Below are 20,761 nucleotides of genomic sequence, written 5' to 3'. Positions count from 1 at the left end.
AGATGCCCCATCACTTGAACGCACGGAGACTGGAGCTGAGCATGGCCCCGCGCATGAAGACCCGAGAACGCATCGTGCAGAACAGCCTGGAGCTGTTCAACCAGCAGGGCGAGCGCAGCGTCAGCACCAACCACATTGCCGCGCACATGGAGATATCGCCCGGCAACCTGTACTACCACTTCCCCAACAAGCAGGCGATCATCGCCGTGCTGTTCAGCCAGTACGAAGAACTGGTCGACAGCTTCCTGCGCCCGCCCCAGGGCCGCGTCGCCACGGTTGAGGACAAACGCTTCTACCTCAAGGCACTGCTGGCGGCGATGTGGAACTACCGCTTCCTGCACCGCGACCTTGAACACCTGCTCGAAAGCGACCCGGAGCTGGCCGCCCGCTACCGGCGCTTTTCGCAGCGTTGCCTGCAGCAGGGCCAGGCGATCTACCGTGGCTTCGTCGAGGCCGGCATCCTGGCCATGGATGCCGCGCAGATCGAATCGCTGACCATCAATGCCTGGATCGTGTTGACCTCGTGGGTGCGTTTTCTCAGCACCACCCGTGAACATTCCGCGCATTTGGGTGAAGAAGCCTTCAAGCGCGGCGTCTATCAGGTGCTGGTGCTGGAACTGGGCTTCGTCACGCCCGGCTCGCGCGCCGTTGTGGACACCTTGTGCGACGAATTCCATGTACCGTTCAACCAGGCCCTGGAGCACTGAGCCAGCGCCTTCGAGCCCTTCATCAGGAGACTGTCATGCCCCTTGCGCAACTGATCACCCCGCAGCAGCTGGCCGAGCAACTGGACGCGCCCGGCCTGGTGATCCTCGACTGCCGCTTTGCCCTGGAAGATGCCGATTACGGCCAACGCAGCTATGCCCAGGGGCATATCGCCGGGGCGCATTTCGCTGACCTTGAGCGTGACCTGAGCGGGCCGGTGGTCAAGGGCCGCACCGGCCGCCACCCATTGCCGGATCCACAGCGGCTGGTCGAGCGCCTGCGCGAGTGGGGTGTGGACGATGACAGCCGGGTGGTGCTGTACGACGACGGCCCTGGTGCGTTCGCCGCCCGTGCCTGGTGGTTGCTGGCCTGGCTCGGCAAGCGCGATTCGGTGTACCTGCTCGATGGCGGCCTCAAGGCCTGGCACGCGGCGCATCTGCCGCTGAGCCTGGATCCGCCGGTCAAGCGTGAAGGCCAGTTCAGCGGCGAACCGGACATGAAGCTGCTGATCGATGCCGGGCATCTGCTCAAGCGTCTGGATGAGCCTGCGCTCACGCTGATCGATGCGCGCGCCTTGCCGCGTTTTCGCGGCGAAGTGGAGCCGATCGACCCGGTGGCCGGGCATATCCCGGGCGCTCAGTGCGCGGCGTTCACCGACAACCTTGGCGCCGATGGGCGATTCCTGCCGGCCGAGCAGCTCAAGCAGCGGTTTGCCGAGAAGCTGGATGGGCGCTCGCCGGAGCAATTGGTGGCCTATTGCGGGTCTGGGGTGACGGCCTGCCACAACCTGTTCGCCCTGGCCCTGGCCGGGTACCCGCTGGGGCGTTTGTATGCCGGGTCGTGGAGCGAGTGGATCAATGATCCGCAGCGCGGGGTTGCGACCGGCGATTGACTGAAGCAACCATCGCGGGGCAAGTCGCAGCGGCGCACCGCAGCCCCTACGCCAGATAACGTGGGAGCGGGCTTGCCCCGCGATGGGGTCTTATCTGCCGTCCACCAGCCACTGCGGAATCCGCCGCTCCAGGTAATACCCCGGGTTGCGCAGGCTGCCGTCGACGAACCCCACATGCCCACCGCGGCTGTGCAGCTCGAACTGCGTTTGCGGCGCCAGCTCGCTTGTGCTCGGCAAGCTGTGGTCGAACACGAACGGGTCATCGCTGGAGTGGATGATCAGCGTCGGCGTGCGGTTTTCGCCCAGGTAATAGCGGCTGGAGGCGCGCCGGTAATAGTCGTGGGCATCGTTGAAGCCGTTGAGTGGCGCGGTCACCCGGCCATCGAAATCCCAGAAGGTACGCAGGTTGCGCAGCGAGCCCAGGCGTTCGATCTCGGCCAGCCGGTCATGGTGGCCCTTGTCGCGAAAATGCTGCTGTTTGCTCTGTACGTACGCCAGCATCTCGCGCATGAAATGCGCCTGGTAGACCTTGGAGAACCCCAGGCCGATACGGTCGGCGCACTGGTCCAGGCGAAACGGCACCGACACCGCCACTGCCGCCTCCAGCTGGCTGGCCGAACCACTTTCTCCCAGATACTTAAGCAGCACATTCCCCCCCAGCGAGTAACCGACTGCATACAGCGGTGCCAGCGGCCGTCGTGCACGCAGGTGGCGCAGGGTTTCGGCGAGGTCTTCGCTGGCGCCGGAATGGTAGCTGCGCGCCAACAGGTTGGGTTCCCCCGAGCAGCCGCGCCAGTTAAGCGCCACGCTGGCCCAGCCGCGCGCCTGCAGCGCCTGCTGCAGGCCTTTGACGTAAGGCGAGTTGGAAGAGCCGGTCAGCCCATGCAGCACCAGCACCAGCGGCGCATCGGCCTGGTGCGGGCCGTGCCAGTCGAGGTCGAGGAAGTCGCCGTCGGCCAGCCACAGGCGCTCGCGTTCGCGGGGCAGTTCGGGGAGCTTGCGCCACAGCGGGCCCCAGAGGGTCTGCAGGTGCGGATTGGCCAGGCCGGTGGCCGGGCGGAACGTGGCGGTGAGGCTGGGCATGCTGGGCGACTCGTGATGTGCCTGCCTAGAGTGCCATGAAACACCGCCACTGTAATTGCGCTATTGGTCGATTGCGGTCAAGGCTGGCAGGGCTTTCTGCCCAGTGCGCGGGCCGATGCTGAGGCACACGCAGCGCTCGATGGCCAGCAAGCGCCTGGCCGCAGCCTGCACGGCCGCTGGGGTCAGTTGTGCAAGCTGTTGCAGGTAGACGGCAGGGTGGTCTGTGGTAACCGTATCGGCTCCAAGGTCGGCCAGCCTCGTTGCCAGCGCATCGTTGTCGGAAAATGAGCGGAGCAGGCCACCTCCCAGCTGGTTGACGGCAAGTTCCAGTTCGTCCTGGCTCGGCCCGTGCTCGATGAAACACTGGATGACCTGCTTCACCAGTTCCACAGAGGCCTCCAGGTAGGCGGGGTCGATGTCCCAGCTGATGTACAGGAAGGTGGCCGCCCGGTAAGTGCGCAAATGGCTGTCGATGCTGTAGGTCAGGTTGCGGCGCTCACGGAGTTCGGCAACCAGGCGCGACTCGAAGCCGGCGCCGAGTAGCTCGTGGGTCACGACCATGGCCGTGTACTCGGCGTCGGAGCGCGTCACGTCGAGGGGCAGGGCCAAGGTCACTTCGCAATTGCTGCCTGTTTGCTCCAGGTGGACGGCGATGGCCTCGTCCAGTGGGGTTGCAGGTTGTGGCGGCAGGAGCGCGGCGCGGTTGCTTGGCAGCGCCTGGGTCAGCGTGTCGAGCATCTGCCTGGCCTCTGTCAGGCTCAGGTCGCCCACCAATGTGATTTCCAGGTTTGCGGCGGTATAGGCGCGTCGATGGAATGCCCTGACCTTGTCCACGTCGATACCGGCGACGCTGATGCTGGTGCCTGAGCAGTCGTGACCATAGGCATGCTGCGGGAACAGGCGGCTGAGCATTTCCACGTCGATGCGTTGCGCGGGGCTGCTTTCGCGCCGCTGCAGGTACCGCAGCACACGCGCCTGGATGCTGGAGTATGCGTCTGCCTCCAGGGCTGGCCTGGCAACCATCGCGGTGAACAGTTCGAGCGCCGCTTCGCGCAGCGGCGCCGTGCAGTGAGCGCTCAGGCCGATTCGCGCATGGTCGTGGCTGATGTCTCGCCGCACGCTTGCTCCGAGGCCGCTGAGGCTCGCCGCGAAGCCTTGGGCGCCCAGGTTTTCGATGCCTTGATCGAGCGTATACAGCGTAAGCGCCGCAAGGCCCGGAGTATCGCCGTCCTGGCAGGCGCCAGCGTTGAAGCGCAGGCGCAGTTCGAACAGGGGTGAACCCTGCGTGGCGATGAAGGCCGCGCGGCTGCCATTGGCAGTGTCCCAGGTGTGGACTGACTGGGCCGGAGGGAGCAGGTGGTGGGTGTCGATGCTGGCAGCCGACTGCAGTGCGGAGAAATCGGCCGTGGCGAGGCGGCCGGCAAGGTCCGCACAGGTCAATGGCAGGCGTTCGCTTACTTGCGCAGCTGTGTCCTGCGGTACGAGCATGAGGGTAACCGCCATGCGGTCGTCGGCCAGGAACCGCTGTGCGGCCACCTGGATATCTTCAGGCGTGAGTGCGATCAGTGCTTGCAGGACCTGATCATGCACCTCGGGCTTCAGCCCGCTGAGGGTGTACGAAGCGATGGATTGGGCCTGTTTTTGCGGTGTATCCCTGGCGATGAGCAGCGCGGTAAGCAGCCGGAACTTGAGTGCGTCGAGTGTCTGAGCCCTGGGCGGCGTTTGTCGGACTGCATCGAGGATGTTCCGTATCTGCTCGATGGCCTGTTGCGGCGTGCCCTGGTCGGGAATGCTGTAGGCATACAGAGTCAGCAAGGTGTCGCCGCGGGTCAGGTGGTCATAGAAGGCTTCGATGCCTGTGAGCACGTGCCGATCACGGACCAGGCTGGCGTAGAGCATCGAATCGGCACCATTGGCCAACAGTTCCGGCAGCAGCATCAAGGCCGCTGCCGTGGCGGTCGATTCGGCAGTCGCCAGGCTCGGCACATTGAAGGACAAATACAGGCCATCGCGCAGCCCTGGCAGCCTGATGGCTTGCTGGCGGGCCTGATGGCCTGCCGTCTGGCTCGGGCCGGGCAAGGCAGGCAGCACTGCTGCGCGCCAAGGGCCGAAGTAGCGCTCGACCCAGCCCTGCAAGCGCACCCGGTCGACGTTGCCGACCACCACCAGCGTCGCATTGTTGGGGTGGTACCAGGTGCGGTACCAGGTGCGTACGGTATCGGGCTTCATGTAGTGAAGGTCCACGGCATCACCGAAACTGGGCGCGGCGTAAGGGCTGCTGCCGTGGGCCAGGCGTTTATGGTGTTCGAACGCCTGTTGCTCGGGGTCGTTGTCGAGTTTGAGTCGGCGCTCGTCGTTGACTGCCTTGACGGCGCGCTCGAAACCGCTCGCTGTGAGGCTGGCGTTGGCCATGGTGTCACCCAGGATCTCCAGTGCGACTTCCAGGCGTGCAGCCGGCAGTGTCACTTCGTAGACGGTGCCATCATCCTGGGTCGAGGCATTGGTCACGCCACCCAGTCGGCCGATGACTCTCGACAACTGTCCGGGGGCGAGCTTGGCGCTACCCTCGAACAGCATATGTTCGAGCAGGTGGGCCAGGTTGGTATGCCCCAAGGGGTCGTGGCTGGCGCCGACGTGATAGCAGAGTTGGACACAGGCCAGGGCGCTGCGCGGGTCTTCCTGCAGATAAACGTTCAAGCCATTGTCGAGAACGAAGTGTTGCAGTGGCGGCTTTGCTGCGGGGATCAGCGAAGAAAGGTTGACTGTCGGGGGGAGGGTCATGCTCGAAGTGCTCCGTCACGCGTGATGAGCGGAGCAGCTTCGGGCACTGCTGCTGGTGGGCGGTGTTACTTAAATCTGGGTGCGCTGCCAGAGCGCGTAATGCACCTGCCCGGTTTTCTTCTCGCGGTGCAGGCGCCAGTTGCCGGGCATCGGCAGGCTCGACGGCGCCGCCTCGCTTTCGGTGTAGATCCAGGCTTGCTCGCGCAGCCACTGGCCTTGCTCCAGCAGGTTGCAGGTGTTGGCCAGCAGGTCCTGGTGGAAGGGCGGGTCGAGGAACACCAGGTCGAACTGCTGCTTGGCCGGGCCTTGCAGGTAGCGCAGGGCGTCGGTTTGCAGGATCTGCCCGCGCGGGCAGCGCAGCAGCTCAAGGTTGTGCTTGAGGTTAGCGATGGCGGCCGGGTTGCTGTCCAGCGCCACGGCGTCTTGCGCGCCACGGGACAGGGCTTCGAGCACCAGTGCGCCGCTGCCGGTGAAGGCATCCAGTACGCGGGCGCCCTCGATGTACGGCGCCAGCCAGTTGAACAGGGTTTCGCGCACGCGGTCGGGGGTGGGGCGCAGGCCGTCGCCTTCGGGGACGTTCAGGCGGCGGCTGCGCCACTCGCCGGCAATGATGCGCAACTGGCCGGGGCCCTTGCTGGCGCCCGGGGTCGGGCGCGGGGATGGGGTAGGTCTGGCCATTAGTGCTCCGGTACGCCCAGCGCTTGCTCGGCGGGTTTTTCAGTGGGGGCCGGCAGCGGCTTTTGCGGCACGCTCGGGCCGACGGTGACGATCACCAGCTTGTCCGCCGCCAGATGCTTGTTCATGGCGGCCTTGACCTGCTCGACGGTCAGCGCCTGGGACTGCTGCATGAAGTCTTCCAACCAGCTCAGCGGCAGGTTGTAGAAGCCGATCGCGCCCAGCTGGCCGACGATACTCGCGTTGCTGGCATTGGACAGCGGGAAGCTGCCGGCCAGTTCGCGCTTGGCGTCGTCCAGCTCCTGTTGCGTCGGGCCGCTCTTGAGGTAGTCGGCCAGGAGGTCCTGGACCAGCTTGAGCGTGCCTTCGCTGAGCTCGGCACGGGTTTGCAGGTTGATCATGAACGGGCCGCGTACCTGCATCGGGCTGAACACCGAGTACACCCCGTAGGTGAGGCCGCGCTTTTCGCGCACTTCGCTCATCAGCCGGGTACCAAAGGCGCCGCCGCCGAGGATCTGGTTGCCCAGCGACAGGGCGGGCCAGTCCGGGTCGTTACGGTCGATGCCAAGTTCGGCCAGCATCAGGTGGGTCTGCTTGGACGCAAAGTCGATGTGGGTCATGCCTGGCTTGGGTTCAACCGGTTGCTCGGGCTTGGCCAGGGCCGGGCCTTTGGGCAGGCCGGCGGAAACCTGGGCGGCGATGGCCTCGGCTTCGCTGCGGCTGAGGTCGCCGACCAGCGCGATCACCGCGTTGCCGGCGGCATAGGCCTTGGCGTGGAAGGCGCGCAGCTGATCGAGGGTGATGGCGGTGACTGTCTGGGCCGTGCCGTCGCTGGGGTGAGCGTAGGGGTGGCTGCCGTACAGGTTGGCGAACAGTGTTTTGCCGGCGATCTTGCCGGGGTTCTGCTTTTCGTACTCGAAGCCGGCCAGCATCTGGTTCCTGATGCGCTTGAGGGCGTCATCGGGGAAGGTCGGCTTGCCCACCACTTCGGTGAACAGTTTGAGTGCCGGGTCGCGCTTGTCGGCGGCGCTGAGGCTGCGCAGCGAGGCCACGGCCATGTCGCGGTAGGAGCCATTGCCAAAGTCTGCGCCCAGGCCCTCGAAGCCTTCGGCAATGGCGGTGACGTCCTTGCCGGCCACGCCCTCGTTGAGCATCGCGTTGGTCAGCGTGGCCACGCCTGGCGTGGTGCCGTCCTGGCTGCTGCCGGCGGCGAAGGTCAGGCGCAGGTCGAACATCGGCAGCTCACGGGCTTCGACGAACAAAACGCGGGTGCCTTCGGCGGTGGTCCAGTGCTGGATGTTCAACTGGCGACGGCTGGGGGCCTTGCCGTCCAGTTCGGCCAGCGATTGCAGCGAGTTGGCCGGGCGGGCCGCGGTAGCGGGCTGGCTGGCGCTGTCGGACTGGGCCGGACGGGCCAGCAGCAGGGCGATGGCCACCACCAGCACGATGATGCCAAGGCCCAACAGGGTATAGCGGGGTGCGCTGCGGTCACTCATGAGCGGACTCCTCGGGCAGTACATGGGCAACGCTCAGGCGTTCGCGGGTGAAGTAGGTGCGGGCAGCGGCCTGGATGTCTTCCGGGGTCACGCGCTTGAGGTCGTCGAGTTCGCTGTCGATCAGTTTCCAGGACAGGCCGACGGTTTCCAGCTGGCCGATGGTGGTGGCCTGGCTGCTGATGGAGTCACGGTCGTAGACCAGGCCGGCGATCACCTGGGCGCGCACGCGCTCGAGCTCTTCGGCGGTCGGTGGGGTGGTCTTGAGTTCGTCGAGCAGTTGCCAGACGCCTTTCTCCACCTCGGCCAGGGTCTTTTTCTTCTGCACGTTGGGGGTGGCCGAGATCAGGAACAGGCTGTCGCCCCGGGTGAAGGCGTTGTAGCTGGACGAGGCACCGGCCACCAGCTCCTGGCCGCGCTCCAGGCGCGCCGGCATGCGGGCGCTGTAGCCGCCGTCGAGCAGGGCGGAAATCAGCCGCAGCGCGTTAACCGTGCGTGGGTCCTTGGCGGTGGCCAGGGCCGGCACGTTGAAGCCGTAGATCAGGCTCGGCAACTGCGTCTGCACGTGCAGGGTCAGCTTGCGCAGGCCGGGTTCGGCCAACTCCAGCGGCAGCTTGCTGGGGGGCACGGCGCGCTTGGGGATGGGGCCGAAGTATTTTTGCGCGAGGGTTTTCACTTCGTCGGGGGTGACGTCGCCGACGACCACCAAGGTGGCGTTGTTCGGCGCGTACCAGGACTCGTACCAGTGGCGCAGCTCTTCGACCTTCATGCGTTCGAGGTCGGCCATCCAGCCGATGGTCGGGGTGTGGTAGCCGCTGGCCGGGTAGGCCATGGCGCGGAACAGCTCGAAGGCTTTGGAGGTGGGCTGATCGTCGGTGCGCAGGCGGCGCTCTTCCTTGATCACCTCGATCTCGCGGCTGAACTCGTCGGCCGGCAGGCGCAGGCTGGCCAGGCGGTCGGCTTCCAGTTCGAAGGCCACCGGCAGGCGGTCGCGGGCCAGCACCTGGTAATAGGCGGTGTAGTCGTCGCTGGTGAAGGCGTTCTCTTCGGCGCCCAGGTCACGCAGGATGCGCGATGCTTCGCCAGGGCCGAGCTTGGCGCTGCCCTTGAACATCATGTGCTCCAGGGCGTGGGACAGGCCTGTCTGGCCCGGGGTTTCGTAGCTGGAGCCGACCTTGTACCAGATCTGCGAAACCACCACCGGGGCACGGTGGTCCTCGCGCACGACCACTTTCAGGCCGTTGTCGAGGATGAATTCGTGGGTGGGTTGCACATCGGCGGCGAAGGCCGCAAGCGGCAGGCACAGCGTGCCGAGCAACAGGCCAGCGGCGCGGCGGGCTAGAGCATTCATACGGTGTTTAACCTGTTCTGCGGCCCGCTTGGGTTTAGCGTCGGCGGGCCAGGAGGTGCTAGGATACTGATCCGGTTGCCTGGCGACCATGCCTGTCGCCGTTCTGGCCCGCAGGCCCTAAAGACAAAACGTTGCGCATGAACCAGTCGGTTACAAAATAGTCTGTTCTGCGTGACTCAAGAATTCCCGATGCGCCACTGCTGGCGCATCGCTACCCTGAGATAGCCGTCTTCCATGTTTGGTTCCAACGACGACAAAAAAGCGCCGGCTGCGGCTGGCGAGAAGAAAGGCCTGTTCAGCTGGTTCCGCAAGAAGCCGGAACAACCTGTCGCCGAACAGCCGCAAACCCCAGAACCGCAGGCCGCAGAGCCGGCCGCACTGCAGGTGCCTGCTGCCGAGCCGCTGCCGACGGCGGTGCCCGAGCCCGCAGTGGTCGAGCCTGTGCCGGCGCCGGTGGTTGCCGCGCCTCAGGCTGTGCCTGAACCAGTGGTCAACCCACCGCAGCCAGCCTCGGTGCCCGAGCCAGTGGTCGCCGCACCGCAGCCCGAGCCGGTAGTCGCCACGCCGCAATATGCGCCTGCCGCCGCCCCCGTGGTTGTTCCGCCTGTGGTTGCCGCGCCTGTAGAGCCAGCACCGGTCGAAGTGCCTGCGGCCCCGGTCAGCAACCTGGTACTGCCTGTCGCCGAAGAACCGGTGGCGCTGGTTGAGGACCTGGAGCCCAAGGCGCCGCCTGCCATTCCCGCTCGCCCGCTCGTTGAGCCGGCTGCCACTGCTGCGCCGGCCCCAGCGCCGGTTGTCGAAGCCAAACCGGTCATCGCGCCGGCCCCGGTCGAACCCGAGCCGGTTGCTCCGGCTGTCGCCGAACCGTCCAAGCCCGGTTTCTTCGCCCGTCTCAAGCAGGGCCTGTCGAAGACCAGCGCCAGCATTGGCGAGGGCATGGCCAGCCTGTTCATGGGCAAGAAGGTCATCGATGACGACCTGCTCGACGAAATCGAAACCCGCCTGCTGACCGCCGACGTCGGCGTCGAGGCCACCTCGGCCATCGTCCAGAACCTCACCCAGAAAGTCGCCCGCAAGCAGCTGGCCGACGCCGACGCGCTGTACAAGTCGCTGCAGGAAGAACTGGCCGCGCTGCTGCGCCCGGTCGAGCAGCCGCTGAAGATCGAGGCGCAGAACAAGCCCTACGTGATCCTGGTGGTCGGCGTGAACGGCGCCGGCAAGACCACCACCATCGGCAAGCTGGCGAAAAAGCTGCAGCTCGAAGGCAAGAAGGTCATGCTCGCCGCCGGCGACACCTTCCGCGCCGCCGCCGTGGAGCAGTTGCAGGTGTGGGGTGAGCGCAACCAGATCCCGGTGATCGCCCAGCACACCGGCGCCGACTCGGCTTCGGTGATCTTCGACGCCGTGCAGGCCGCCAAGGCGCGCAACGTCGATGTGCTGATCGCCGACACCGCCGGGCGCCTGCACACCAAGGACAACCTGATGGAAGAGCTGAAGAAGGTCCGTCGGGTGATCGGCAAGCTCGACGCCGAGGCGCCCCACGAGGTGCTGCTGGTGCTCGACGCCGGTACCGGGCAGAACGCCATCAGCCAGGCCAAGTACTTCAACCAGAGCGTGGAGCTGACCGGCCTGGCCCTGACCAAGCTGGACGGTACCGCCAAGGGTGGGGTGATCTTCGCCCTGGCCAAGCAGTTCAACATTCCGATCCGCTTCATTGGTGTGGGCGAGGGTATCGATGACCTGCGCACCTTCGAGGCCGAACCTTTCGTCAAGGCACTGTTTGCCGAGCGGGAACCTGCATGATCCGATTCGAACAGGTCGCCAAACGCTACCCCAACGGCCACGTCGGCCTGCATGAGCTGAGCTTCCGGGCGCGGCGTGGCGAGTTCCTGTTCGTCACCGGCCACTCCGGTGCCGGCAAGAGCACCTTGTTGCGCCTGTTGTTGGCCATGGAACGCCCGACCAGCGGCAAGCTGCTGCTGGCGGGGCAGGACCTGGGGCAGATCAGCAATGCGCAGATCCCGTTCCTGCGTCGGCAGATCGGCGTGGTGTTCCAGAACCACCAGTTGCTGTTCGACCGCACCGTGTTCAACAACATCGCCCTGCCGCTGCAGATCCTCGGGCTGTCCAAGGCCGAGATCGCCAAGCGCGTCGACTCGGCGCTGGAGCGCGTGTCGTTGAGCGACAAGGGCGAGCTGTTCCCGGCCGACCTGTCCACCGGCCAGCAACAGCGCGTCGGCATCGCCCGCGCGATCGTCCACCAGCCGGCCTTGCTGCTGGCGGACGAGCCCACCGGTAACCTCGACCCGCGCCTGGCCGCCGAGATCATGGGCGTGTTCGAAGACATCAACCGCCTGGGCACCACCGTATTGATCGCCAGCCATGACCTGGCGCTGATCGCGCGCATGCGCCACCGCATGCTGACGCTGCAACGCGGCCGCTTGATCGGCGATGGGGAGGCCGGGCAATGAGCACTACACGTACACCAAAGGTTTCCGAGCGGGTCGCGCCCAAGCCCGCCGACCCGACACCTGCGAAGAAAAAGCGCGGTGACCACGACGACGATGGCCCGGACTTCAGCACCTTGCTGCACGCCTGGCTGGAAAGCCACCGTGCCAGCCTGGCCGACAGCCTGCGCCGCCTGGCCAAGCAGCCGATCGGCAGCTTCTTCACCTGCCTGGTGATGGCCGTGGCGCTGAGCATGCCCATGGGCCTGTCGCTGCTGCTCAAGAACGTCGAGAAGCTCGGCGGTTCGTGGCAGCGCGCGGCGCAGATTTCGCTGTACCTCAAGCTCGACGCCAGCAGCCGCGATGGCGAAGCATTGCGTGACGAGATCAAGGGCATGCCGGGCGTTGCCGAGGCCCAGTACGTCAGCCGTGAGCAGGCGCTGGAAGAGTTCCAGCAACAGTCTGGCCTGGGCGAGGCCTTGCGCGAGCTGCCGGACAACCCGCTGCCCGGCGTGGTGGTAGTGACCCCGAGCGAAGTCGACAAACCGGCCCTGGAAGCGCTGCGCCAGCGCCTGGCGGAACTGCCACGGGTGGAAGCGGCACAGCTGGACCTGGTCTGGGTCGAACGCCTGGCGGCGATCCTCAAGCTGGGTGATCGCTTTGTCTTCGGCCTCGCGGTGATGCTTATTTCTGCCTTGCTGTTAGTAATCGGTAACACAATTCGTCTACATATCGAGAACCGCCGCGTCGAGATCGAAGTGATCAAGCTGGTGGGCGGCACCGACAGCTACGTGCGCCGGCCTTTCCTCTATATGGGGGCGCTGTATGGCCTGGGTGCCGGGGTGTTGGCCTGGGGGATCCTGGCGTTCGGCCTGAACTGGCTCAACGACGCGGTCGTCGGGCTTTCCGGCCTGTATGGCAGCGATTTCGCCCTGGGCGGGGTGCCGGCCGCCGATGGTCTTTCCCTCTTGATCGGCGCGGTGCTGTTGGGGTATATCGGTGCATGGATCGCGGTGGCTCGGCATCTGAACGAGCTGGCACCACGATAATGGTTTATCGCCAGCATTGACTTTTTTTCATCCAGGAACTTGTCTCGCGGTTCCGGGTCTATGCTGGCAGTGCCCACAAGGCACGAGTCTGTAAGTCGGAGGTACTTGAATGACCACATCGTTGCAACCTGCCTATGCCCTGGTACCCGGTGCAAACCTGGAAGCCTACGTGCACACGGTCAACAGCATCCCGCTGCTGACGGTCGAGCAGGAGCGTGATCTGGGCGAGCGTCTCTATTACGAACAGGATGTCGAGGCCGCCCGGCAAATGGTGATGGCCCACCTGCGTTTCGTCGTCCATATCGCCCGTAGCTATGCTGGCTATGGTCTGGCCCAGGCCGACCTGATCCAGGAAGGCAACGTCGGCCTGATGAAGGCGGTAAAACGTTTCAACCCGGAAATGGGCGTACGTCTGGTGTCCTTCGCGGTGCACTGGATCAAGGCCGAGATCCACGAGTTCATCCTGCGCAACTGGCGCATCGTCAAGGTGGCCACCACCAAGGCTCAGCGCAAGCTGTTCTTCAACCTGCGCAGCCAGAAGAAACGCCTGGCCTGGCTGAACAATGACGAAGTGCATCGCGTGGCTGAAAGCCTGGGCGTAGAGCCCCGCGAAGTGCGTGAAATGGAAAGCCGCCTGAGCGGCCAGGACATGGCCTTCGACCCGGCAGCCGAAGCCGATGACGACAGCGCCTTCCAGTCGCCCGCGCACTACCTGGAAGACCACCGCTACGACCCGGCTGTGCAGCTGGAGGATGCTGACTGGAGCGACAACTCCACCAGCAACCTGCATGAAGCCCTGCAAGGCCTGGACGATCGCAGCCGCGACATTCTCTACCAGCGCTGGCTGGCTGAAGAGAAGGCCACGCTGCATGAGCTGGCGGACAAGTACAGCGTCTCGGCCGAGCGTATTCGCCAGCTGGAGAAGAACGCAATGAACAAGGTCAAGGCACTGATCGCCATCTGATCGGCGCCCTGGCTGGATTGAAAAACCGCTGCTCTCGCAAGAGGCAGCGGTTTTTTATTGGAGATGGATCGCTGGCCCCTGTGGGAGCGGCTTCAGCCGCGAACACCAGCGAAGCTGGTGCCGTCCACCGCGTTGGCTTCTTCGCGGCTGAAGCCGCTCCCACAGGTTACTTGATGCCCTTGCGAGCGCAGCTTACAGCCTGCGTGCAGGATCCAGCTGCATCAGGTAGCTCGGCCCACCCAACTGGCTCATCTGCCGGCGAATCCACCCCGCGCGGCTGGCCACATAGGTACTCGGCCGGCTGGCGCTCCATTTGATCGGGCTCGGCAGCACGGCAGCGAGCAGTGCGGCCTGTTGTCGCGTCAGGCGGCTGGCATCCACGCCAAAGTGATAACGCGCCGCCGCCTGGGCGCCGAACACGCCCTTGCCCCACTCGGCGCTGTTCAGATACACCTCGAGAATCCGCTCTTTCGACCAGAACAGCTCGATCAGTGCCGTGAACCAGGCCTCCAGGCCCTTGCGCAGCCAGCTGCGGCCGGACCACAGGAACATGTTCTTGGCCACCTGCTGGGTCAGGGTGCTGGCGCCACGGACCTTGCCGCCCCGTTCGTTGTAGGCCAGTGCTGCCTGGATGGCCGGGATGTCGAAGCCCCAGTGGTTGGCGAACTTCTGGTCTTCACCGGCGATGACCGCCACCTTGAGCTCGTCCGAGATCTCTTCCCAGGGTGTCCAGTCGCGCTGCAGGTCGATCGGCTCGCCACTGAACCATGACTCCACCTTGCGCTCGACCATCAGCGCCGTGCCGGGCGGCGGTACCCAGCGCAGTACCAGCACCACGGCAATGCTTGCGGCAGCGAACCAGAGCAGGCCGCGGGTGAAGTGGCGCAGGAAGGATGACAGCATGGTGATGGCTTGGCCGGACCGTTGGAACGGGCCATTATACAGACCCCTTTCGAGGAGTCGTCCCATGCTTCGCAGCTTCCTGATGCTCGCCGCCTTCTTCGGGTTCACCGGTGTCGCGCTCGGCGCCTTTGCCGCCCATGGCCTGAAGAGCCGCCTCAGTGCCGATTACCTGGCAATCTTTCACACCGGTGTTACCTACCAGTTGGTGCATGCCCTGGCGATCCTCGCCGTGGCCGTGCTCTCGGTGCACCTGCCCGGGCGCTTGGTAGGTTGGGCCGGCGGATTGTTCGCGCTGGGTATCGTGCTGTTTTCCGGCAGCCTCTACGTGCTCACGCTGACGGGGCTGGGCAAGCTCGGCATGATCACCCCTCTGGGTGGCCTGTGCTTCCTCGCCGGCTGGTTGTGCCTGGGCCTGGCCGCCTGGCGCCTGGGCTGACCGAGTGGTCCACAATCGCGACTAATGGCGCGCGCCACCCTTGGGTTGCAAGGCTGATCGGGGCTAGAATGCCTGCCCCAACGAACAATGGTGGCCGTGCGCATGCGCATTCAACTGAACGGTGAACCTTACGAACTGCCCGCGAGCGAGAGCGTCGCGGCCTTGCTCGGCCGGCTCGAGCTGGCCGGCCGCCGGGTGGCGGTGGAACTGAACCTGGACATCGTGCCGCGCAGTCAGCACGAGAGCACGCTGCTGAGCGAGGGCGACCAGGTTGAAGTGGTCCATGCCATCGGCGGTGGTTGAGCAAGCCCGGCGATTCACCCGTAAGCCCCGTAACCTTTCCTGAGGAACATCGATGAGCAACGTTCGCAGCGACAAGCCCTTCATTCTGGCCGGGCGCACCTTCCAGTCGCGCCTGCTGGTCGGCACCGGCAAGTACCGTGACATGGAAGAAACCCGTTTGGCCACCGAGGCCTCGGGTGCCGAAATCGTCACCGTCGCCGTGCGCCGCACCAACCTGGGTCAGAATGCAGGCGAGCCGAACCTGCTCGACGTGCTGTCGCCGGACAAGTACACCATCCTGCCGAACACCGCAGGCTGCTTCGATGCAGTGGAAGCCGTGCGCACCTGCCGCCTGGCCCGTGAGCTGCTCGATGGTCGCAAAGGCCATGAGTCCCGCACGCTGGTCAAGCTGGAAGTGCTGGCTGACCAGAAAACCCTGTTCCCCAACGTCATCGAAACCCTCAAGGCCGCCGAAGTGCTGGTCAAGGAAGATTTCGACGTGATGGTCTACACCAGCGACGACCCGATCATCGCCCGTCAGCTGGCCGAAGCCGGCTGCATCGCGGTGATGCCCCTGGCCGGCCTGATCGGTACGGGCCTTGGCATCTGCAACCCGTACAACCTGCAGATCATCCTCGAGGAATCCAAGGTGCCGGTGCTGGTCGATGCCGGCGTGGGTACCGCCTCCGATGCCACCATCGCCATGGAGATGGGTTGCGAAGCGGTACTGATGAACTCGGCCATCGCCCACGCCCAACAGCCGGTGTTGATGGCCGAAGCCATGAAGCACGGCATCCTGGCCGGGCGCATGGCCTACCTGGCCGGCCGCATGCCCAAGAAACTCTACGCCAGCGCCTCTTCGCCGCTGGATGGTCTGATCAAGTAAGAGCCCCAGATGACTGAATCGCAAGAAACGCCGATCACCGCCGACGGCGAAGATCGCCCGCACCGTCGCATCAAGAGTTTCGTGATGCGCGCCGGGCGCATGACCGAAGGCCAGCAACGTGGCCTGGAGCAGGGCGGCCCGCTGTTCGTCCTGCCGCTGGCTGACAGCCCGGTGGACTACGACCAGGTGTTCGGCCGTTCGGCGCCGCGCACCCTGGAGATCGGCTTTGGCATGGGCCATTCGCTGCTGGAGATGGCTGCCGCCTCGCCCGAGCTGGACTTCATCGGCGTCGAAGTGCACCGCCCGGGTGTCGGCGCTTTGCTCAATGGCGTGCTCACTCAAGGCCTGAAGAACCTGCGGGTGTATGACTGCGACGCCATCGAAGTGCTCAACCGTTGCGTGGCCGATAACAGCCTCGACCGCTTGATGCTGTTCTTCCCCGACCCCTGGCACAAGGCGCGCCACCACAAGCGCCGGATCGTCCAGCTGGAGTTCGCCGAGCTGGTGCGCCGCAAGTTGAAGCCCGGTGGCGTGTTCCACATGGCGACCGACTGGGAGCCCTATGCCGAATACATGCTGGAAGTGATGAGCGCAGCACCGGGCTATCGCAACCAGGCGGCTGATGGCGCCTACGTGCCACGCCCCGAAGAGCGCCCAATCACCAAGTTCGAGCGTCGTGGTGAGCGCCTTGGGCACGGCGTGTGGGACCTGAAGTTCGAAAAACTGGCTTGACCCTCCCCCTGCCAGAGGCGCCGGTGCGCCTCTGGCCCCTCATTACATTGCGTAAAGGATTGCGCCTTGAAGCCTCGGGTTCTGTTGCCGCTGATAGGCCTGGTCGTTGCGGTCTGCCTTGTGCTCGCCGCGTTACTGCGTGAACCTCTTTCACCCTCTGAGCAACACCTCGAGCGTGCCGTGGCCTTGGTACAACAGGCCAACGTGAATTTGCAGGCGCTTGCCGAAATCGAGGCCGGCGGCGAAGCCATCAGTACTGAACAGTTGATGCCGATGAGCGAATTGATGGATGAAGCGCGCGCACACATCGAGCTGGCAGCGCAGGCGGGCAACACCTTGGCGCTGTTCTGGCAGTCCAATATGCAAACCTCTGCGGACCGGCGCGACATGGCACGCAGGCAGGCCTCCTGTGCGCGTTTGCATCAGGCTGTAGAGCAAGGGTTTCTGGCGGCAGCGGTCGCCTATTACTACCGTTGCGCGCCAGCCTCCGACAGCTTCGACTTCATGGGCGCAGAGCAAGTCGCCTTGCTTGAGGTGTTGAAAGCGGCTTTGCATCGGGATGATCCGCACCAGTCGCTCTATCCGCAGCTTTTGCGTGAGGTGCATTGTTTCAGGCCGGCTACCGACATTGCTTCGGCCCTGCCCTCGGTGTCACTCACAGTGGGCGAGATGCTGGAGAAGTCCAGACAAGTGTTTTCATACGACCAGTTCAAAGCCGAGGCGCTTTATTTGTTGGCCACTCATCCCGCCATCTGGCAGCAGACACCAATGACCGAGCGGCTGGCGATGTTGCGCGAGGCCGAGTCTTTGGGGTGCGGGCGTGCATCCGGCTGGAGGCAAAGGCTGGAAGCGAATGCGGCGCAGACGCCAAAAGGGCGCTGAGCATGATGGGGGCCGCGCAGTGCTGGCGTTGCCAAGGGTTGGGGGCAAGCGAAAGACGAAAAAACCGCCTTGCGAAGGGCGGTTTTTTTATGCGGGCTTCGGGTTACGAATCCTTGGCCTGCGTACTTCGGTTTCACTGGAGATAGCTCACAAACGAAATACTAGGGCTGCCTGAAAATGGCGTCAATCGCAGAAATATCCAGCAGTATGTGTGTCTGAATGGTTAACAGCGTTCAAGTCTCAGCTGACGTAAGATCACCCCGCTCTGATGTGAGTTTTCCCAGTGGCGGGCCGGGAAACGGATTTTTTGTTGTCTCGGCCCCTTCGACGCGGCCTGCGAACCGTGCCGGTGTTTTTTTCGAAGGGCCATCCACCTGGCCACTTCACTGGAGATAGCTCACATGATCTCTGAAGGTGTCGAAGTGCCGGCTAGATACTGGAAGATTGGCCTGGCCAGTACGGAGGCCAAGGCATATGAAGCACCTGCTGAAAATGCTGAGCCGCGCCTGGAAGTTCGTCCGGCTCTTGATCCTGTTCAAGACCGCGAGGGACTTCCTGCGTGATCACTTCGATGATGCCCGCTGAGGGCTAGTGGAGTGAGGAGCCGCCCTGGTTCGCCAGGGTGGCTTTTGGCCGCCGCTCACCCTCGCCGGTCAGCCACCACCCCGATCAACACCAGCACCACCAGCAACACCGGTGCCAGTGCATAGTTGTTGAACTGCCCCAGCCCCTTGACGATCCACGGTGTGGCATAGATCAGCGCCGCGCCGCTGCCGATCATCACCAGCAGCGCCATGAACGGCACGCGCAGGGCGCCGGCCAGGCCGCCCAGTCGCCCCTCGACCCAGCCCTTGATATCGGTGCCGAACAGCACCAGCAGGCAGCCCACCAGGGCCAGCGAGATCTCCGACAGGTTGCTGCGGCTCCAGCGGGAGACGGTCGAGAGCAGGTCAAGTACCAGGTCCATGGGTCATCCTTAATTCAAGAAGTACTGCAGCAGGTCATTGAGGAACAGCTGGCCGCGTGGCGTAGCCGCCAGTCGATCCGCTTCGACCTGCAAAAGGCCCTTTTGTTCGGCGGCGCGGCGGGCTTGCGCGAGTTGCGCCAGGGGCAGCCCCGTGCGTTGCGTGAACAGCTCGGCTTCCACGCCCTGGGTCAGGCGCAGCGCATTCATCAGGAACTCGAAGGGCAGTTCATCGGCCGGCAGCACCTTCTCACCTGCCTTGAAGGGTTTGGCCGGGTTCAGGTAGTCCTTGGGCAGGCGGGTCTTCCAGGTGCGCAGGATGCGTCCGTCGGGGAACGACAGCTTGCCGTGGGCACCGGCACCGATACCGATGAAGTCGCCGAAGCGCCAGTAATTGAGGTTGTGCCGTGCGGCGCGCCCTGCCTGGGCGTAGGCCGACACTTCGTATTGCTGGTAGCCGTGCTCGGCCATCAGCGCCTGGCCGGCTTCCTGGATATCCCAGAGGATGTCGTCCTCGGGCAGCTCGGGCGGCTGGTTCCAGAACACGGTGTTGGGCTCGACCGTCAGCTGATACCAGGACAGGTGCGTCGGCGCCAGTTCGATGGCCTGGCGCAGGTCGCCCAGCGCATCGTCCAGCGACTGGTCCGGCAGGCCGTGCATCAGGTCCATGTTGAAGTTGTCGAAGCCAGCCGCGCGGGCCATGTCGGCGGCGCGCACCGCTTCATCGCCGTTGTGGATGCGCCCGAGTTTCTCAAGCTTGGCTGGCTGGAAGCTCTGCACGCCGATGGACAGCCGGTTGATGCCGGTCTGCCGATAGGCCTTGAACTTTTCCTGCTCGAACGTGCCCGGGTTGGCTTCGAGGGTGATCTCGATGTCCGCGGCAAACGGGATGCGCTGCTCGACACCCCGCAGCAGGCGGCCAAGTGCAGCCGCGCTGAACAGGCTGGGGGTGCCGCCGCCGAAGAAGATCGTGCTGATCGGTCTGCCCGCAACGGCATGCATTTCCTGGTCGAGGTCGGCCAGCAGGGCATCGATGTACTCGTTTTCGGGCAATGTGGGCCCGGCCTGGTGCGAGTTGAAGTCGCAATAAGGGCATTTGCGCACGCACCAGGGGATATGGATGTACAGCGACAGCGGCGGGAGTTCTGGGAGGAGCAGGCCCGCCGGCTGTATCAACAGCTTTTCGCTCATGCCAGGCCCAGACGCTGACGCAGCAAGGCCATGGCGCGGGCGCGGTGGCTGAGCTGGTTCTTGTCGACGGGCGCCAGGTCGGCGCTGGAGCACTTGCGCTCCGGCACCCAGAACAGCGGGTCGTAGCCGAAACCATGCTCACCGCTGGCCTCGAACAGGATGCTGCCATGCCACAGACCTTCGCAGAGGATCGGCAGCGGGTCGTCGGCATGGCGCACCAGCGCCAGTACGCAGACAAACTGCGCGCCACGCTGTTCCTTGGGTACATCCTTCAGCGCTTCGAGCAGCTTGGCGTTGTTGGCTGCGTCGCCCTTGCCGTCGGCGTAGCGTGCCGAATAGATGCCCGGCGCGCCGCCGAGGAAGTCCACCGCCAGGCCCGAGTCGTCGGCCAGGGCCGGCAGGCCGGAAATGCGTGCGGCGTTGCGCGCCTTGAGGATGGCGTTCTCGACGAACGACAGGCCGGTTTCTTCCGGCTCTACCTGGCTGAATTCACCGATCGAGCGCAGATGCACGGAGTCGCCGAGCATGGCCTGCAGTTCCTTGAGCTTGCCGGCGTTATGGCTGGCCAATACGAGTTGCTGGAAATTCATCATTCGCCTGGGAACACTTCCTGATTGAAGCTGAGTGTATGGCTGATGCCACCGGTTTCGACATTCAGGTCGAAGGTCAGGGTCTCAGCCTGTTCGATCTTGAACTGGGCGATGTAGTACATCGCACCCTGATCAGTGATTTGTTTGAACGACAGCGGGCTGCTGCGCCCGGTCAGGTCCTTGACCGTGCCGCTGACCACCGAGGTGGCCGGCTTGCCTCTCTTGAGCACGGTGATATTGAGCACGCCCTGGTTCTTGCTGCGGGTAAGGCCGGTGGCGGCGGCGATGTCCGGCTGCAGCATGCTCGAGGTGAAGGCGCTGTAGTGGACCGTCACGTCGCCGAACACTTCCTTGCGATCGGGCTTGGCGGCATCGGCAGCCAGCACCGGCAAGGCCAGGCACAGGCTGATCAGAAACACTACTAGTCGACGCATGATCCCATTCCTCCGTTCGCG

The 20,761-nt window shown here is 64.6% G+C and carries 21 protein-coding genes; 11 read left to right on the top strand and 10 right to left on the bottom strand.

Translation table 11 applies throughout. The features are described from left to right. Window positions 1–41 precede the first annotated feature (41 nt). Together DM373_RS24520 and DM373_RS24515 are read left to right on the top strand one after the other, a co-directional pair. The gene (locus tag DM373_RS24520; RefSeq protein ID WP_110996027.1) at window positions 42–707 is read left to right on the top strand and encodes a TetR/AcrR family transcriptional regulator; all 666 of its coding nucleotides are present in this window, start codon (window positions 42–44) and stop codon (window positions 705–707) included. A 35-nt stretch (window positions 708–742) separates the two neighbouring features. Further along, window positions 743–1,597: a sulfurtransferase gene (locus tag DM373_RS24515; RefSeq protein WP_110996026.1), complete on the top strand. Its 855-nt coding sequence runs from the start codon at window positions 743–745 to the stop codon at window positions 1,595–1,597. Window positions 1,598–1,687: 90 nt separating this feature from the next. On the opposite strand, the gene DM373_RS24510 is transcribed toward DM373_RS24515, so the two are convergent. From DM373_RS24510 to DM373_RS24490, 5 genes are all read right to left on the bottom strand, one after another. After that, window positions 1,688–2,680 (bottom strand): hydrolase, encoded by a 993-nt coding sequence (locus DM373_RS24510; RefSeq protein WP_110996025.1) that lies wholly within the window; start codon window positions 2,678–2,680, stop codon window positions 1,688–1,690. Between the two features lie 60 nt (window positions 2,681–2,740). Then, window positions 2,741–5,461, bottom strand: coding sequence for a M16 family metallopeptidase (locus DM373_RS24505; RefSeq protein ID WP_110996024.1), 2,721 nt, complete (start codon window positions 5,459–5,461; stop codon window positions 2,741–2,743). 69 nt (window positions 5,462–5,530) lie between these two features. Then, on the bottom strand, window positions 5,531–6,139 hold the full coding sequence (rsmD, locus tag DM373_RS24500; RefSeq protein WP_110996023.1) for a 16S rRNA (guanine(966)-N(2))-methyltransferase RsmD: 609 nt from the start codon (window positions 6,137–6,139) through the stop codon (window positions 5,531–5,533). Next, entirely contained in the window at window positions 6,139–7,632 is a 1,494-nt protein-coding gene (locus DM373_RS24495) for a M16 family metallopeptidase (protein WP_110996022.1), read from the bottom strand. Before DM373_RS24495 ends, rsmD begins: the two co-directional genes overlap by 1 nt. Continuing rightward, a complete protein-coding gene (locus DM373_RS24490; protein ID WP_110996021.1) occupies window positions 7,625–8,980 on the bottom strand; it encodes a M16 family metallopeptidase in 1,356 nt (451 codons plus the stop codon). Before DM373_RS24490 ends, DM373_RS24495 begins: the two co-directional genes overlap by 8 nt. Window positions 8,981–9,214: 234 nt before the next feature. On the opposite strand from DM373_RS24490, the gene ftsY reads away from it, so the two are divergent. From ftsY to rpoH, 4 genes are all read left to right on the top strand, one after another. Continuing rightward, window positions 9,215–10,783 carry a signal recognition particle-docking protein FtsY gene (ftsY, locus tag DM373_RS24485; RefSeq protein WP_110996020.1) on the top strand — a complete coding sequence of 523 codons (1,569 nt, stop codon included), beginning with the start codon at window positions 9,215–9,217 and terminating at the stop codon, window positions 10,781–10,783. Next, complete coding sequence (gene ftsE, locus DM373_RS24480; protein WP_011531723.1) at window positions 10,780–11,451, top strand: cell division ATP-binding protein FtsE; 672 nt, start codon at window positions 10,780–10,782, stop codon at window positions 11,449–11,451. The genes ftsY and ftsE overlap by 4 nt, the downstream gene beginning before the upstream one ends. Next, complete coding sequence (ftsX, locus tag DM373_RS24475) at window positions 11,448–12,476, top strand: permease-like cell division protein FtsX (RefSeq protein WP_110996019.1); 1,029 nt, start codon at window positions 11,448–11,450, stop codon at window positions 12,474–12,476. Before ftsE ends, ftsX begins: the two co-directional genes overlap by 4 nt. 109 nt (window positions 12,477–12,585) lie before the next feature. Next, window positions 12,586–13,440 carry an RNA polymerase sigma factor RpoH gene (rpoH, locus tag DM373_RS24470; protein ID WP_110996018.1) on the top strand — a complete coding sequence of 285 codons (855 nt, stop codon included), beginning with the start codon at window positions 12,586–12,588 and terminating at the stop codon, window positions 13,438–13,440. Window positions 13,441–13,632: 192 nt separating this feature from the next. On the opposite strand, the gene mtgA is transcribed toward rpoH, so the two are convergent. Next, window positions 13,633–14,343, bottom strand: a complete 711-nt coding sequence (gene mtgA, locus DM373_RS24460) for a monofunctional biosynthetic peptidoglycan transglycosylase (protein ID WP_110996017.1) — start codon at window positions 14,341–14,343, stop codon at window positions 13,633–13,635. A gap of 64 nt (window positions 14,344–14,407) precedes the next feature. Between mtgA and DM373_RS24455 the strand changes: the two genes are divergently transcribed. The 5 genes from DM373_RS24455 (at window position 14,408) to DM373_RS24435 (ending at window position 17,561) form a co-directional block, all read left to right on the top strand. Next, window positions 14,408–14,779: a DUF423 domain-containing protein gene (locus DM373_RS24455; protein ID WP_110996016.1), complete on the top strand. Its 372-nt coding sequence runs from the start codon at window positions 14,408–14,410 to the stop codon at window positions 14,777–14,779. Window positions 14,780–14,881: 102 nt separating this feature from the next. Continuing rightward, window positions 14,882–15,082, top strand: coding sequence for a sulfur carrier protein ThiS (gene thiS, locus DM373_RS24450; RefSeq protein WP_110996034.1), 201 nt, complete (start codon window positions 14,882–14,884; stop codon window positions 15,080–15,082). A gap of 52 nt (window positions 15,083–15,134) precedes the next feature. Next, window positions 15,135–15,947, top strand: coding sequence for a thiazole synthase (locus DM373_RS24445; protein ID WP_110996015.1), 813 nt, complete (start codon window positions 15,135–15,137; stop codon window positions 15,945–15,947). Window positions 15,948–15,956: 9 nt separating this feature from the next. Beyond that, window positions 15,957–16,679: a tRNA (guanosine(46)-N7)-methyltransferase TrmB gene (trmB, locus tag DM373_RS24440; RefSeq protein ID WP_110996014.1), complete on the top strand. Its 723-nt coding sequence runs from the start codon at window positions 15,957–15,959 to the stop codon at window positions 16,677–16,679. Window positions 16,680–16,745: 66 nt separating this feature from the next. Beyond that, window positions 16,746–17,561, top strand: coding sequence for a hypothetical protein (locus DM373_RS24435; RefSeq protein WP_110996013.1), 816 nt, complete (start codon window positions 16,746–16,748; stop codon window positions 17,559–17,561). A 640-nt stretch (window positions 17,562–18,201) separates the two neighbouring features. On the opposite strand, the gene DM373_RS24430 is transcribed toward DM373_RS24435, so the two are convergent. The 4 genes from DM373_RS24430 to DM373_RS24415 are packed head-to-tail and all read right to left on the bottom strand — an operon-like array spanning window position 18,202 to window position 20,740. Further along, window positions 18,202–18,528: a DUF3392 family protein gene (locus DM373_RS24430; RefSeq protein WP_011531731.1), complete on the bottom strand. Its 327-nt coding sequence runs from the start codon at window positions 18,526–18,528 to the stop codon at window positions 18,202–18,204. Window positions 18,529–18,537: 9 nt separating this feature from the next. After that, window positions 18,538–19,716, bottom strand: a complete 1,179-nt coding sequence (hemW, locus tag DM373_RS24425; protein ID WP_110996012.1) for a radical SAM family heme chaperone HemW — start codon at window positions 19,714–19,716, stop codon at window positions 18,538–18,540. Then, window positions 19,713–20,309 carry an RdgB/HAM1 family non-canonical purine NTP pyrophosphatase gene (gene rdgB, locus DM373_RS24420; RefSeq protein ID WP_110996011.1) on the bottom strand — a complete coding sequence of 199 codons (597 nt, stop codon included), beginning with the start codon at window positions 20,307–20,309 and terminating at the stop codon, window positions 19,713–19,715. The genes hemW and rdgB overlap by 4 nt, the downstream gene beginning before the upstream one ends. Continuing rightward, window positions 20,306–20,740 carry a DUF4426 domain-containing protein gene (locus DM373_RS24415; RefSeq protein ID WP_110996010.1) on the bottom strand — a complete coding sequence of 145 codons (435 nt, stop codon included), beginning with the start codon at window positions 20,738–20,740 and terminating at the stop codon, window positions 20,306–20,308. Before DM373_RS24415 ends, rdgB begins: the two co-directional genes overlap by 4 nt. Window positions 20,741–20,761: the final 21 nt, after the last annotated feature.

Origin of the sequence: Pseudomonas sichuanensis, from assembly GCF_003231305.1 — a bacterium.
Lineage (GTDB): Bacteria > Pseudomonadota > Gammaproteobacteria > Pseudomonadales > Pseudomonadaceae > Aquipseudomonas > Aquipseudomonas sichuanensis.
This window is presented reverse-complemented; position numbering and strand designations above follow the sequence as displayed.